Source organism: Arenibacter aquaticus (assembly GCF_003957295.1).
Lineage (GTDB): Bacteria > Bacteroidota > Bacteroidia > Flavobacteriales > Flavobacteriaceae > Arenibacter > Arenibacter aquaticus.
Window position 1 is genome coordinate 692,751 of the sequence record NZ_RQPJ01000002.1, and the last position, 13,783, is coordinate 706,533.

Genomic DNA, 13,783 nt, shown 5'->3' on the forward strand with positions numbered 1-13,783 from the left:
TTTTGCGTATTTTACTTAAATAGTGATTTTTTAGTTTAATGTTCCCCTAAAATAAATAAGTTGGATACAACAGCGCACACCATACCCATTCAAGAGGCCCCTATTGCCTTAGCTACCGTGGATAGGAATTTTTATTTTGTAAATTGTTCTGACCAATGGTTTGAAGAGTTTGGCCTAGTACACAAAAACGTAGTGGGCAAGCCAATTCATGAAGTTATTCCCAACACCCCTGTACAGCTTAAAAGCATGCTGGAAAATTGTATGGCCACGGGAAAAATGCAGGAAGATGAATTGAGGCACCTGTCCCCAGGAGGTAGCAGTGCATGGTATAAATGGCGCATAAAACCTAGTAAAACAGACAACAATACTACAATAGGTTTAATAATAACCTGCTTAAACACCACAAAATCCAAAAGAGCCAAGGAATTGCTCAGGGACGCTGAAAATGTGGCCAAGATGGGGGGATGGGATCTGGATTTGATAACGAATACCGTCTATTGGTCCAATGTTACAAAATTAATACACGAAGTCCCTTTGGACTATGTGCCTAATTTGGAAACGGGAATAAACTTTTATAAGGAGGGAGAAAGCAGGGAGACCATAACCAAATTGGTAAACAATGCCATAATGCACGGGGAGCCCTGGGATACCGAGTTACAGTTGGTTACGGCAAAGGGTCGTGAAATATGGATAAGGACCAAGGGAAAGGCCGAATTTATAAACGGGAAATGCATCCGTGTTTTTGGCCTCTTTCAGGACATAGATGAACAAAAGAGAGCTGAAATTAAAAGTGGCCAAATCCAAGAGCGGTTGGATTTGGCTACCTCTGTTGCCCAAATTGGCATTTGGGAATACAATGTACATGAAGATATTTTGGAGTGGAATGAGCAAATGTACGAGCTCTACGGCGTTAAAAAGGAAGACTTCAACGGCGTCTATGACACTTGGAAGGCCTGTGTTCACCCTGAGGACAAAGCTCGGTGCCAACAGGAATTTGATATGGCTTTGGCCGGAACCCAGGAATTTAAAACACAGTTTAGGATAATACATCCGGATGGAAGTATCAAATACATCAAGGCCAATGCCGGACTTTTTAAGGATGCCGACGGAAACATTACTAAGATGGTAGGGACCAACTGGGATATCACCGATCAGATAAATGCCCAGTTGAGGTTGGATATAAACAAGGAATCTTTTAAAGGGTCTTTTGAATCATCGGCCGTTGGGATGGCTCTGGTAGCCAAGGATGGTTCCTGGATGGATGTAAACAACAGTCTATGCGTAAGTCTGGGATATACCCGCAAAGAACTATTAAGCCTTACCTTTCAAGACATAACCCACCCAGAGGACATAGACAATGACCTAAACCATTTACAACCTTTATTGGAAGGCAAGGGAGACAGTTACCAAATTGAAAAGCGATATTTTCACAAAACAGGACGTATTGTTTATGTGGTACTAACCGTTACAGCAGTTAAGGATATAGAAGGGAATTTATCCCATTTTATATCACAGATAATGGACATTAGTCCTAGAATAGAAGCTAAGAAGAAATCTGAGCAGTTCTTGGAAATTACCAAGAATCAAAACAATAGTTTGTTGAATTTTGCCCATATAGTTTCACACAATCTCCGCTCACATTCTTCCAATCTTTCTATGCTATCCAATTATTTATTGGAGGAAGAGGAGGAAAATGAAAGGAAAATCATCGAAAAAATGATCTTTGATGCCTCGGACAGTTTACACGAGACGGTGGAGCATTTGAATGAGGTGGTCCAAATCACTACTGGGGCCCAGGAACAGATGCGTGAGGTTAACTTAAACAACACCATAATGAACGTGGAGAAGAACATTAGTGCGCTACTAAGCGAAAAAAATGTTGAGTGTGATATTGCCGTTGACCCAAAACATAAGGTAAAGGCGGTACCAGCCTATTTGGATAGCGTACTATTAAATCTTTTTACAAATAGTATAAAATACAGTAGCCCCCAAAGAAAGCCAAAAATTACCGTGTCTTCCAAAAAGAAGGGTAAAAATATCATTTTGGATTTTAAGGATAATGGCCTGGGAATAAACATGGAAAGACACGGCGAAAAACTCTTTGGCATGTATAAAACATTCCACCAGCACGAAGATGCCAAAGGAATAGGACTCTTTATAACCAAGAATCAAATAGAAGCGATGGACGGTAAAATTGAGGTTGAAAGTGCCGTAGACAAAGGGACTACTTTTAGGGTCACCTTAAATGCCGAATAAATAAAATATAAACCTAACACTATTGCATTATGGGCAAATTTAAAAACAGTTGTATTATTGATGATGATCCCATCTCTGTTTTCGGTATAAAAAGATCTATGAAGGAGACGAACTTTACTGATGATGTGGTAGTATATACCAACGGCCAGGAAGCCTTGGATGGTTTAACAAAAATGCTTAATGAAGGTAAGAAATTACCATCCATCATTTTTTTGGACCTAAATATGCCCATCATGGATGGATGGGAATTTTTGGACGATTTTATAAAGATCCCCAATACCAACACCGAAAAAGTAATAATTTTTATTGTAAGTTCCTCCATGGATCCACGGGATATGATTAAAGCCCAAAGCTATAGCATGGTAAATAATTACATCCTAAAGCCCATTTTAAGAAAAGATTTGGTAAGATTAATGTCCGAGCTGGACATAAAACAACCTTAATGTTCTCCTGGGGTAAAATCTTCAGGGGCATTTAGCGGGCTGTTTATAGTCCCCTCGTCCCCTGAATCATTATATATCGTCCATTCAGAAAATGTAAATACTGGGTTGGCCTGCTTTATATCATTGTGCCGCAAGGCCTTTCCGTCCTCAAATTCATGATTGGTACCAGAGCCATCTTCACCTACAACACCAAAAACATCTATTATAGCGCCAAAAGGGTCTACCAACTCCAGGTTATCGTCCCCATTGGAATCTGCCGGACCATTGATAGAGACTCCCAAGTCTGGAGCGAAGCCGTAAACAGTCTCAAAACTGTTGGCATTTGGAGAGATCACAAAAGTACTTTGCCCTTCAATTACATTGCCCGAAAGGTCTATGGTTGAGCTTACATCCGTGTTGCTATTGGTATACCTTCTTAACGTCCAGCCCTTTAAGCTTAATGGCTCATCTTCTGCACTGTACAATTCTACAAATCTTGCGGCCGTATTGTTATCCGGATCGGCCAATTCCGAGATAAATATTTTTGTAGAAGTAAATTCATCTACTACATCCTCGCAGCGTATTTCCGTAAATTGAAGATCTGTAGTGTCCCGTACCACCAGCTGATACCCTTTGCCATCCTTTACCAATACCCCTGTTATGGTTCCGTTGCCCTGGGGTAAGGGCGTGCCTTGAAAATCGGAATAGCCGCTGTTTAATAATCGTAGTTCCTCACCGTTACAATTGACCAACGTTCTAATAGTTTCCTCTTTCTTTAATGCATAGGGCAACCCAACCTCATCGCTTACTAGTTCTACTGCCTCCAAACGAACCAAAGTGCCTAACATTGAATCGTTCAAATTCGCAAGAGTTGTAGGCAGGGGCTCCAGGACTACCCCTGAATTGCATGGGGTTACAAAATGCTTTTTTACGTTGGGAGCGGGGAGTCTGCCTACGGAGAGATTTCCAAAAACGTTAAATGCACTTCCCATGGTATACATGCCAATTCTTTTTCCTAAATACAACCCCTTGGTTTTAATCAATATCCTTGACCCCATCTCATAAAACAAATGAGCATCCCTGAGGTCTATTTCCAGTTGCAATCCCCCTGTTGGATTTGTTGGGCTATCTTGTATATATATAACTCCAAAGAAGTTTCCAGACCTATCGGAGGACACAATACAGCCTTCAACAATCCAATCTTCCTGAATCTGTACGGTTTTATCCACATAAAGGGCTTTAAGTTCGTTAAGGCTCATATTGGGACTAGGAACCGAATAACAATCCGGGGCAGGGGCGTTAAAATTTTTGTTCTTTACACAGGCCGATAAAACAATTAGCCCTAAAAGAAGAATACATACTCCACTACACTTATCCTTATAGTATCCCATAGTCGTAGTAATTACCTGTTTGATAAGCCCTCTGCCTAAATGCATTAAAAACTAATAGCAAAATTTATAAAATAGGTCCGCCCATAGCCATACCAGTATTTAGGAGCAAAAGAGGGTGTTCCACTTAAATTATCCTGCTGCAATTGTCCAAAATTGCCATTCCTGCTCTGTTCATACCCTCCGGTCCTAAAAACAGCATCAAATAAGTTGTTTACACTGGCAAAAACACTAATGTACCTGCCGTTTTTTAACCATGATTTCCCCCCTATCAGATTCAACAAATAAAAATCGTCCAATTGCTTTTGCGCCAATAGCTTCTCTACATTTTCGTCGGTAGCATCAGGAAAGGGAAGTCCGGTTTCGGGGTTTAAATAAAAACTTTGGGTGCGGGTAATGGTAGAGATCCCTGCATAGTTATTGCCCATATAATTTGCCGTGGCACCAAGCCACCAATAGTTGGGGGCCCTATATTCTGTCCCGATAGAAAAAGCTTTCTGTGGCCCTTGTGCCAATTTGTTGTCCTTTATCTTGGCCACTCCCAAATCTATGGTCCCTTCCGGGGCAATGACTTCCTCCTCGGCCCCTGCTGTGTCAAAATTAATGCTTACCAAGGGGTCACTGGCGTACAGATATTTCCCTACGGCCGCAACAAAAGATAACTTTACCGCGGAAGAAAGCTGGTATTCCAGCCCTAATTCCATGCCGAGGTGCAGTTTGTCCAGTTGGGTTAGCACCTCTTGCACAAAGTCGCTCCCTACCCCTGCATCAACAAAGAAAAAATTAACATCGGTAGTATTTTGAAAACGGGTGTAATAGCCCGTTACCCTTCCCTTGAGATCTGCCAGGCGCAAATGGTAATTTATATCGGTGGTAGAAATTTTTTCACTTTGAATATTTGGGACTACTAGGTTATTTTCCCTAGGGTTTATATATACATTTTGATAAACCGGGGGTTTGGTCAGATATGCCCCATTTAGGGATATCCAATGCCTTCCATTAAGTTTATGTGTATACCCTGACTTTAACCCGAAATTTGAAAATTGTATCTTTCCCCCTTGTCCATAAGAGGTGTTGAGGTAGCGTTGGTTCCTAAAAAGACCGTTTCTGCGATAATTGGTGGAAGTGTAATCAAATGTTAGGAAACCCTCCCATTTGGGATAATTGGCTCCCCATTGTACAAATGCGTTAAAGACCTTGGCCCCTGTATGATAATAATAGCCAAATTTATCACCGGCCACCTTCTCTATATTTCCATCCATGTCATTTTGGGTATTGGAGAAAGGGTCAATATCTGCATGGTATTCCGCTCCTAGCAAATCCTCTATTTCAGCATAATTATCAGAATCCAACTGCAGGTAATGGCTACCAAAATCTATTCGCAGCCTATCATTGAAACTAAAATTTCCTGTACTTACTGCACTCAATTGTTTATCATCCGAATTATCGCTATAATACACATAGGCTGCCCTTCCCTGGGTCATGGTATTGCTATTAGCCGTGTACAAACTTTCCCAATCTAGTTGGGGGTTATCCAAAAAAGCTGTCTTTGCCATATTGGCTCCAATAAAATTGGCTCCTATGGGGCTATTTATATAAAAGCTGGGCAAATAGCGGTAGTAGGTAGGATCCGGATTGGGGGCGTTATAGTAACCCAATCTACTTTTGGCAGTGTTTCCAAATTGATAGGACACTCCTGTGTTGAGCTGTAATTTGCCGGCATTATAATAATGATTCAGCATAACAAGGGGCTCCTGGATTTTTCGCTCCCTAGCATTGCGAATCTTATCATTTTGGTACCCCCAATAGGGATTATAACGCTTCCCCTGTAACTCATAGACCTCTTGGGTAATAGCCGAGGACCTCCCCCTTCTGTTAGATGTCCAAAGTGTGGTTAGATTGATACTGTGCTTGGGGTTCAATTGAAATTCCAAGGCCCCGAAGAAAGAATAGGCATCGTATAAACTGCCATCTATATAACCTTCCTTTGCCCATCTTTTGGAAGAAGATACACTATAGGCTATTCCCTTTTTGGAGACTCCTGAAGAGTAGGTAGCCATTATTCGGCCAGCATAGGTGCGATTGGAAGCTGAAGTAGAAAGTCGTAGCCCCTTACGGAACAAGGATGGTCTGGTAATAATATTGGTAGTTCCCAATATTCCTCCAAAGGCATAATTGGAAGGTTGCAAGCCATGGGTAAATACCTGATTACGGGTGACGTCGTTTAATCCTCCCCAGTTGTTCCATTGTGGCCTGCCATCTACCAATTTATTCATGGGTATACCATTTAGCAATATGCTGCCGTTTTCGGATCCGTAGCCTCTTACCCTAAAAAATGCCTGGCCAAAATCGAATGCAGCCCTGTTGAGAAAGATGTCCCTACTTGCTTGTAGCATTCCGGAGGTCATGGAAACACTTTCGTCTTCCAATAACTCGGTTTCCGTTAATGTAATTAGGTTATCGGTCTTTTCTTGAAGCACGTCCCTTTCAAGATAAATTATGCCTAAATTCAAATCTGTGTTTTGGACCGTAATCGGCATACTTTTGGTAATATAGTCTTGGGCTGAAATGGTTAAGATATAATTGCCGGAACGGTTTAAGGTAATTTGAAATTGCCCGGTAGAAGAATTAGTCCGGACAGGAGCAAAACCTGTAACTTTCACCTTGGCAAGGCGAACCATTTCCTTGCTGGCCAAATCCTTTACAATTCCTATAAGCTTTTGTTGTTGCTGTGGAAATACACAGAAACTGTTGAGTAGTAAGAAGGGTATTGCTAAAGCGTTTTTCATTGATCAATATGAAATATTTTAACAATTTTTATGTAATATATTAAAATTTGACCGTATATTCTTAAATTACCGAGAGAAAAATATGAGTTCCCTTGCTTTTTTTAGAACTAAAATGTAATCCATGAGGAAGCTCAACACCCTATTGGCATTCTTTCTAATTGTTGGTTACAACTTGGCCCAGGAGGGCAAAACCTATAAAATTAGAACTATTGCCTTTTATAACCTTGAAAACTTATTTGACACCTTGGATGATCCCGAAATCTTTGATGAAGACCGTACCCCAGAGGGCAAGGATGTATGGACCCAGGAGCGCTATAATCGTAAAGTGGACCATATGTCAAGAGTCTTGTCCCAAATAGGGGGTGAGGCCACTAAAACCTCACCTGATATCATTGGCATCTGTGAAGTTGAGAATAGACAGGTAGTGGAAGATTTGGTAAACCATCCCTTTTTAAGGAGTAAGAACTATGGAATTATTCATTTTGATTCTCCTGACGAGCGCGGTATAGATGTAGCGCTTTTGTACAAAAAGGAATCTTATATCCCTTCCTCGTTCAGCAGTCACCGACTTCTGCTGTACAATTCTGAAAATTTTAGGGACTACACTAGGGACCAATTGGTAGTTGGAGGCTATATGGACGGGGAGGAGATACATTTTATTGTTAACCATTGGCCTTCCAGAAGCGGGGGCGAGGCAAGAAGCAAACCCTACAGAATAGCCGCAGCCAAACTCAACAGGCGGATCATAGACTCTATTTTGAGCATTAGCCCCAAAGCCAAGATCATTGCCATGGGCGACCTGAATGATGACCCTGTGGACGATAGCTTAAAAAAAGTTTTAAAAACCAAGGGGAAACAGGCTACCCTGACACAGGACGATCTATACAATCCTATGGAAAAACTTTTTAAAAAAGGTTGGGGATCTTTGGCCTATAGGGACCAATGGAATCTCTTTGACCAGATATATTTTACCGCCAATTTTGTACTGGATTCCTATGCGGGATTTCGGTTTTGGAAAGCAGGCATCTTTAGTCCGTACTACCTTTTGGACCAGGATGGAAAATACAAAGGCTACCCCCTGCGCACCTATGCGGGCGGAAGCTACAAAGGTGGCTATAGCGACCACTTTCCCGTATATATTTATGTAATAAAGGAGGCGAAATAAGGTTTTACTGCGGCAGTACTACCTTTATATTTCTCCATTTCACCTTAATACCCCCTCCATCATGGATCTGCAGGGCAATGGAACCTTTGCCGTCCCCTATTTTCTTGTCAGTAATACTTACCATTTCCGTTCCATTGAGCCAAGAGGTTAAATTGTCCCCGGAAAGTTTTATTTTCATGGTATTCCATTCACCTTCTTTTAGCACCTTATCCTTTTTAGGATCTGGCTTAATTAACCAACCTCTGCCATAGGATTCATAGACACCACCGGTATTGTGTCCGGGAGGGGCAACTTCTACCTGCCAACCGCTCACTTTGGTACCGTCTACAGTAGAGCGTACAAATACGCCACTATTGCCATTGGCCTCTTGCTTAAATTCTAGGGTAAGTTCAAAATCGTCATAATATTTATCGGTGGCCAAATATCCATATTGCTTGTCCGGACCGCTTTCCGAAATCAATAATCCATCTTCCACGTACCATTTTTCTGTACCGTAAATGGTCCAACCCGTTAGGTCTTCCCCATTAAATAGGGACATTTCTTGCGCTATTGCCGGTAAGGCGAACAGTGCCCAAAGAACTACTACTATATTTTTCATATTGGTCATAATTTTGATTTATTAATTCAAGGTCAAAGCCATTCCTCTCCATGCCATTCCAGGATGGAACAAATTCTTTACCCCCTATAAACTTTGTATTCCAGGTGTTAGTTGAGCCACTGTGCCCAAGGGATGCGACTAAGGATAAGCAACAATCCCAAACCGTAAAAAATGGTTATGGTCTTAAACTTCTTTGGACCCTCCATTACCTTTTTATGCTTGGACCAACCTATGGTAATGAATACCAAAGCAATTATATTGATAAAGGGATGCTCCACGGCCAGCAAACGGGAAGCCGAGTTTAGTCCGCCCATTCCCAATGTCTTTATAGCATTTAAGCCATTGGAAGACACAAAATAAAGTACCAGTCCCACAAGGAGTTGTAGATGGGATAAAATAAGGGCAAAGAGGCTTATCCTAAAATCTTTGGCCAAGGTAAAGTCTTTTTTTCCTGTCCAACCCAAGATGCCATTGGCTACTGCTAAAAACAGTACCGCCAATACCACGTAAGCAAAGTAAGAATGTAATGAGAGTATCCATTGATGCGCTAATCCGTAATCTTCCATAGTTTTGTTTTAATGTATAAATGTAAGGATTTTTGGGAATAAAAAAACCGAATTACTCCCTATAAACTCCACAGTTTAAAACTAGAAGAAAAAGCGCAAAAAATGTTGGGCGTTAAATGGATTAACATCAATTAATTAAGGGCTATTGAATAAAAAAAAAGTTTATAGATCTATAATGCCAGTTCCTAATTCATCATAAATGGTTTTTAATTATTGTTATATGTAGGTTTTTACTTGACTCCTCCAAATGCTCCAAAGCACATGTTTTTATGCAAAATTTCAGTTTTTTTAAAGCCTACTTTTTTCATTAGTTCCAACTGATAAGTCATTGACCTTGGAGAGTCTTCTTTTTCTATATAATCAAACACTTTTCTTCTATAACCTTTCCCATCTACACTTTCTAAATAATCTCCATACCGTTCCCAGGTGTACTCATTTACAGCATTTATTTCTTGAGTTATCAAATCTGAAATCATTAAACATCCACCTGGTTTTAATAAACTATATAATTTATTAAATGCAGTTTCCCAGTCTTTGTCATCTCTTAAATGATGTAAAACGGCCCCAGCCAATATAATATCGAAACTATTTTCTTTCAAATCTATTTTCCGAAAGTCTCCCTGAACTGTTTTAACTGGTTTATTCGTTTTTCCCGACACTCTTTCCCGTGCTTTATCCAGCATAGGTTTACTCAAGTCTACCAAAGTGCAGTTAAGATCAGTAATTTTAGATAACATCTTTAAACTATAATTTCCTGCACCACAACCAATGTCCAATAAATTTTGAGCGTTGGGTTTTATTCTTTTTGCGGCTTCTGTTGAAAGTTCTAGAGATATTTTTGCATCAATTGTGGCTACTTGACCAGTATCTAAATTTGAAAATCTTTCTACATCTTTATCAAATCGTTCTTTTATTTCCCTGATGGATGATTTCTTCATTGTTATAAGTTGTTATTTGCTATTTCAAATGTATTATTCTTTTAATTACCTTAAAAAGACTTATTTTGTCATCTAATGATACTTTTAAGGTATAGTAATGGAGTTGAGGCATATAAAATATTTTATAGCAGTAGCAGACGAATTAAACTTCACAAAAGCTGCTGGGAAGCTTTGTATTTCCCAACCACCACTAAGTAGGCAAATAAAGGAACTTGAAAATGAACTTGGAGTTAGGTTGTTTGAAAGAAATAATAAAAAAGTAACTCTAACAGAAGCAGGCAAGTATTTTAAAAATGAAATAGTTTCTCAATTACAAGGTTTAGAATCGATAGTTTTAAAAACTAGAAAAATTTCTGAAAATGTAAATGGTGAATACAGTATAGGATATATTAGTTCCACCTTTTCAGTTAAGATTTCTGAACTTGTTCAGTTCTTAACTGAAAAATATCCGTTTTTAAAGATAAAATTATACGAGGTATCTTCAGCCAAGCAGATTTTGGCCTTAGAACAAAATAAACTGGATTTAGGAATAATAAGGGCTCCTTTAATCTCTACTAAAATTAACTCTAAATTATGGTTTAAAGACTCTTATTCACTTGTTTTTAATAATAATTTAATTAAAAATGTAGAAGGTTTAGCGGAAGTGAAAGACCAAGTTTTCGTGTTTTTCAACAAAGATTATGCTCCTGTTTATTACAATTCTCTTGTTCAAATTTGTTCACAATACGGGTTTATCCCAAATATTGTTCACGAATCCAATAATATTAATTCCATAATTCAATTAGTAAGAAATGGATTAGGTGTTTCTATAGTTCCAAGTAGTATAAAAAATTGTCATAGATACTCTGAATTGTCATTTTTAGATTTAGGCAGTACTCTCACGACCGATGTCTTAATTACTACACCTAAGAAAGTGGAATCAGAAATATCTGATTCAGCTATATCATTTTTATTGGAGTGATTTAAAATTTACACATAACCTAAGCATATAGACTACCAATTATCAAGTTGCTATTAATATGGCACGAGAATGTTGCCTGTCTGACTGGATAGGCAGGCTGGCTACAGGTAACTTTAATGAGCCTAATACAAACCCATTTAAAGTTATTTTTTAGTATTGCGTTAAGACTTATCCATCAAACTCACATATTCCTCCAAAATTGGTTTTGCCTTTTCTATATCAGAATTTTTTATTTTTAAGCGTATGGTGTCCGTGGTTCCTCCATAAAAACCAGCTAAATTTCCTGAATTGAAGTCGTTTTGAACTATTCCATAAACTCCGATCGATTCTAGTTGATTTTTAAGACCAATAATAGCAACTTCGGTTCCCGAATAAAAATCAACGTATTGATTACCATTTTCCATTTTAAATGTTTTTATTTTCAATATACTCTATACCCTTTTCTTTCAAGTATTAATTTACACCCCATAAGATAAATAAAATTGATAATAAGGATGATACCTTAACTCGTTTTATAACTGAAGATTCCACTCTTCACTATTTGGTAACATCTTTTGCCCCTATAAAAAGATATAGGCATGGTCTTGCCAATTGGATAATAGTAATCGTACGGCACCGGTAAGATGCCAGCCTGTCAGGATAGGTAGGCTAACTCCAGCTGGGGATTCTTCTTTAAACTGTTACTTTTTAGAACCCGCTTTTGAGCCTGAAGAAGAAACTTTTGAGCTTCCTCCAGATTTTCCTGGTGAGTTACTTCTTCCTCCACCGGAAGGTTTACCCGATGTTGATGGCCATCCGCCTGCATTTCCCTGTCCAGATTGTCCAGTTTTTCCTTTTCCCATAATTCAAAATTTTATTGATTTATATTATGTTTCTCTATTTTTAAAATTCGTTTGCAGTCCAAGGGTTGTATGAACCAAAATTCCATATACAGCCTTCAGTATCCTTGCATGTATAGCCACGTCCACCGTATTCTTCATCTTTAATTTCTATTAGAATTTTTGCTCCCGCAGCAACGGCTCTCTTATAATGTTCATCAATTTTCTCAACTACAACATAAGATGCTTGAGTGTTATTTCCGTTGAGGCTTTCGGGTGTATTTACTAATTTTCCATATTCGTTTTCATTTTCAGAACTTAGCATAATCATAGAATTACCATATGTCAGTTGCGCGTGCACAATGGTATTATTCCTTCCTTCCACTATAAGATGTTTTTCAAATCCGAATGCGCTGCAAAGCCAGTCAATTGTAGTTAGGGCATTTTTGTATCGCATTGTCGGGATAATGTCTGCTTTGTTTTCCTTCATGCTTTTTTGATTCGTTTTCTACAACTTTAAGTTACAGAAAAGTGGTTGCTTTCTTCCTAACCTATTCTGGAAAGTTCAGTTTTTAATTTGCACAGAACATAGGTACAAAGTGGCTCCTTTAACAGTTACCATGACGCACTATTAATCGTTTAATTTCCATAAAAGTTTTTATAGTATACAGCGGAGGGAAAACACCAACCAAGTGTTTGTTTACATCTTCTCTAAGATAACGAAAATTGATAAAAAGGACAATATCTGAACAAGTTTTATTGGCATTATTTCCCGTCTTTCTTAACTGGCAGCCATCGTTTTCACATATAAAAAACAGACATCTGGACGGTCGATCATGAAGTTGCTATTGTTATGGCACATGCAAGATGCCTGTTTAATGGGATAGGCAGGCGCGCGCCAGCGGAGGGTTTGTATATAGCAACAGTCCCTTATAATTGTAGATTACTGGATTTACACTAGTGACTTTCTATGAAGAACGGGACTAGTCTTTTCATAGGATACATTGTTAGCTGCTGGACTATCCGTCTTCTATTTATTGCCGTCAATTAAATCCAATTCCATAAACAACAAATAATTCTTAAATTCTGCTGGAATTTCCATTTCTGGATAAGGTTCAATGTCCCGAAATCCAAAACTTCTATATAAAGAGTGAGCAGCTTCCATAAACTTCGGGCTGTCGAGTCGAACTTTCTTGTAACCAGCTTTTTTCGATTCGACTAAAAGCCCTTCAAGTATTGCTCTTCCTGCACCAATTCGTCTGAAAGTTGGGTCAACAAACATCCGTTTTATTTCTCCAATTTCGGAACTTATGCTTTTAAGGCTTCCAAGTCCGCATATTTTAGTTTCACAAACAGCTATCATTAGTTGTCCGTGAGGTGGTTGAAATTTACTGATTTGTTGTATATCTTGTTCAACCGCTTCTTTTGGATTATGAGGATGAACACCATAAAGTTCTTGCATTTTGTCATTACCCCAAACCAAATAGTCAAACCATAATTTTCTAATACTCTCAATATCGTCAGGAAATCTAGCACATCTTACTTCGACATTCGATTTTTTTGTCATAGCTACTGTTTTTCGGTTTTGTCTGTTCGCCTTGCAGACAATGTAGATATAAAGTAACTTCTAACTATATTTCCATATTGTTATTCTACATTGTTACCCTTAAGCACTACTAATCTTTAATAATTAAATTAATATTCTCTTTGGAGTGCAGCGGAGGGAATACTACAACCAAGCGTTGGCTTATGCCCATCTAAGATAGTGATTTTATGGAGGTTTATACAGCATACCGACTAAGTGAAAAAAACAGCCAAAATACAAGGCGCTGCGTGCTTGCCACAGAAGAGCCGTTGTAAAACCTTTCTCAAATGCCATTAT

13 protein-coding genes are annotated in these 13,783 nt (G+C 38.8%); 4 read left to right on the top strand and 9 right to left on the bottom strand.

The genetic code is table 11. From position 1 onward, the window contains the following. Positions 1-60: 60 nt before the first annotated feature. Together EHW67_RS05790 and EHW67_RS05795 are read left to right on the top strand one after the other, a co-directional pair. Complete coding sequence (locus EHW67_RS05790) at positions 61-2,256, top strand: PAS domain-containing sensor histidine kinase (RefSeq protein WP_126161408.1); 2,196 nt, start codon at positions 61-63, stop codon at positions 2,254-2,256. Positions 2,257-2,285: 29 nt separating this feature from the next. Then, complete coding sequence (locus EHW67_RS05795) at positions 2,286-2,699, top strand: response regulator (RefSeq protein WP_126161409.1); 414 nt, start codon at positions 2,286-2,288, stop codon at positions 2,697-2,699. On the opposite strand, the gene EHW67_RS05800 is transcribed toward EHW67_RS05795, so the two are convergent. Beyond that, complete coding sequence (locus tag EHW67_RS05800; RefSeq protein ID WP_126161410.1) at positions 2,696-4,069, bottom strand: DUF5689 domain-containing protein; 1,374 nt, start codon at positions 4,067-4,069, stop codon at positions 2,696-2,698. The two genes, EHW67_RS05795 and EHW67_RS05800, sit on opposite strands and share 4 nt — an antisense overlap. A gap of 44 nt (positions 4,070-4,113) precedes the next feature. Continuing rightward, on the bottom strand, positions 4,114-6,855 hold the full coding sequence (locus EHW67_RS05805) for a peptidase associated domain and porin domain-containing protein (protein WP_126161411.1): 2,742 nt from the start codon (positions 6,853-6,855) through the stop codon (positions 4,114-4,116). 121 nt (positions 6,856-6,976) lie between these two features. Between EHW67_RS05805 and EHW67_RS05810 the strand changes: the two genes are divergently transcribed. After that, positions 6,977-8,020 (top strand): endonuclease/exonuclease/phosphatase family protein, encoded by a 1,044-nt coding sequence (locus EHW67_RS05810; RefSeq protein ID WP_126161412.1) that lies wholly within the window; start codon positions 6,977-6,979, stop codon positions 8,018-8,020. Positions 8,021-8,024: 4 nt separating this feature from the next. On the opposite strand, the gene EHW67_RS05815 is transcribed toward EHW67_RS05810, so the two are convergent. The 3 genes from EHW67_RS05815 to EHW67_RS05825 all read right to left on the bottom strand — a co-directional run bounded on the left by EHW67_RS05815 (position 8,025) and on the right by EHW67_RS05825 (position 10,122). After that, on the bottom strand, positions 8,025-8,618 hold the full coding sequence (locus tag EHW67_RS05815) for a 3-keto-disaccharide hydrolase (protein WP_126161413.1): 594 nt from the start codon (positions 8,616-8,618) through the stop codon (positions 8,025-8,027). A gap of 107 nt (positions 8,619-8,725) precedes the next feature. Beyond that, entirely contained in the window at positions 8,726-9,184 is a 459-nt protein-coding gene (locus EHW67_RS05820) for a hypothetical protein (protein WP_126161414.1), read from the bottom strand. A 230-nt stretch (positions 9,185-9,414) separates the two neighbouring features. Beyond that, positions 9,415-10,122, bottom strand: a complete 708-nt coding sequence (locus tag EHW67_RS05825) for a class I SAM-dependent methyltransferase (RefSeq protein WP_126161415.1) — start codon at positions 10,120-10,122, stop codon at positions 9,415-9,417. 97 nt (positions 10,123-10,219) lie between these two features. Here EHW67_RS05825 and EHW67_RS05830 point away from each other — a divergent pair, with 97 nt between their 5' ends. Further along, complete coding sequence (locus tag EHW67_RS05830) at positions 10,220-11,083, top strand: LysR family transcriptional regulator (protein WP_126161416.1); 864 nt, start codon at positions 10,220-10,222, stop codon at positions 11,081-11,083. 161 nt (positions 11,084-11,244) lie between these two features. Here the strand turns inward: EHW67_RS05830 and EHW67_RS05835 are convergent, their stop codons facing one another. The 4 genes from EHW67_RS05835 to EHW67_RS05845 all read right to left on the bottom strand — a co-directional run bounded on the left by EHW67_RS05835 (position 11,245) and on the right by EHW67_RS05845 (position 13,468). Continuing rightward, positions 11,245-11,487 (bottom strand): DUF2007 domain-containing protein, encoded by a 243-nt coding sequence (locus EHW67_RS05835; RefSeq protein WP_126161417.1) that lies wholly within the window; start codon positions 11,485-11,487, stop codon positions 11,245-11,247. A 276-nt stretch (positions 11,488-11,763) separates the two neighbouring features. After that, complete coding sequence (locus tag EHW67_RS20335) at positions 11,764-11,925, bottom strand: hypothetical protein (RefSeq protein ID WP_158285079.1); 162 nt, start codon at positions 11,923-11,925, stop codon at positions 11,764-11,766. Between the two features lie 40 nt (positions 11,926-11,965). Beyond that, complete coding sequence (locus tag EHW67_RS05840) at positions 11,966-12,391, bottom strand: VOC family protein (protein ID WP_126161418.1); 426 nt, start codon at positions 12,389-12,391, stop codon at positions 11,966-11,968. Between the two features lie 540 nt (positions 12,392-12,931). Further along, complete coding sequence (locus tag EHW67_RS05845) at positions 12,932-13,468, bottom strand: GNAT family N-acetyltransferase (protein WP_126161419.1); 537 nt, start codon at positions 13,466-13,468, stop codon at positions 12,932-12,934. Positions 13,469-13,783 lie beyond the last annotated feature (315 nt).

What these genes read in the sequence shown, in the direction of transcription:
- EHW67_RS05795 (WP_126161409.1), top strand. Translation starts at nt 2,286, where the DNA reads ATGGGCAAATTTAAAAACAGTTGTATTATTGATGATGATCCCATCTCT.
- EHW67_RS05800 (WP_126161410.1), bottom strand. Translation starts at nt 4,069, where the DNA reads ATGGGATACTATAAGGATAAGTGTAGTGGAGTATGTATTCTTCTTTTA.
- EHW67_RS05805 (WP_126161411.1), bottom strand. Translation starts at nt 6,855, where the DNA reads ATGAAAAACGCTTTAGCAATACCCTTCTTACTACTCAACAGTTTCTGT.
- EHW67_RS05810 (WP_126161412.1), top strand. Translation starts at nt 6,977, where the DNA reads ATGAGGAAGCTCAACACCCTATTGGCATTCTTTCTAATTGTTGGTTAC.
- EHW67_RS05815 (WP_126161413.1), bottom strand. Translation starts at nt 8,618, where the DNA reads ATGAAAAATATAGTAGTAGTTCTTTGGGCACTGTTCGCCTTACCGGCA.
- EHW67_RS05820 (WP_126161414.1), bottom strand. Translation starts at nt 9,184, where the DNA reads ATGGAAGATTACGGATTAGCGCATCAATGGATACTCTCATTACATTCT.
- EHW67_RS05825 (WP_126161415.1), bottom strand. Translation starts at nt 10,122, where the DNA reads ATGAAGAAATCATCCATCAGGGAAATAAAAGAACGATTTGATAAAGAT.
- EHW67_RS05830 (WP_126161416.1), top strand. Translation starts at nt 10,220, where the DNA reads ATGGAGTTGAGGCATATAAAATATTTTATAGCAGTAGCAGACGAATTA.
- EHW67_RS05835 (WP_126161417.1), bottom strand. Translation starts at nt 11,487, where the DNA reads ATGGAAAATGGTAATCAATACGTTGATTTTTATTCGGGAACCGAAGTT.
- EHW67_RS20335 (WP_158285079.1), bottom strand. Translation starts at nt 11,925, where the DNA reads ATGGGAAAAGGAAAAACTGGACAATCTGGACAGGGAAATGCAGGCGGA.
- EHW67_RS05840 (WP_126161418.1), bottom strand. Translation starts at nt 12,391, where the DNA reads ATGAAGGAAAACAAAGCAGACATTATCCCGACAATGCGATACAAAAAT.
- EHW67_RS05845 (WP_126161419.1), bottom strand. Translation starts at nt 13,468, where the DNA reads ATGACAAAAAAATCGAATGTCGAAGTAAGATGTGCTAGATTTCCTGAC.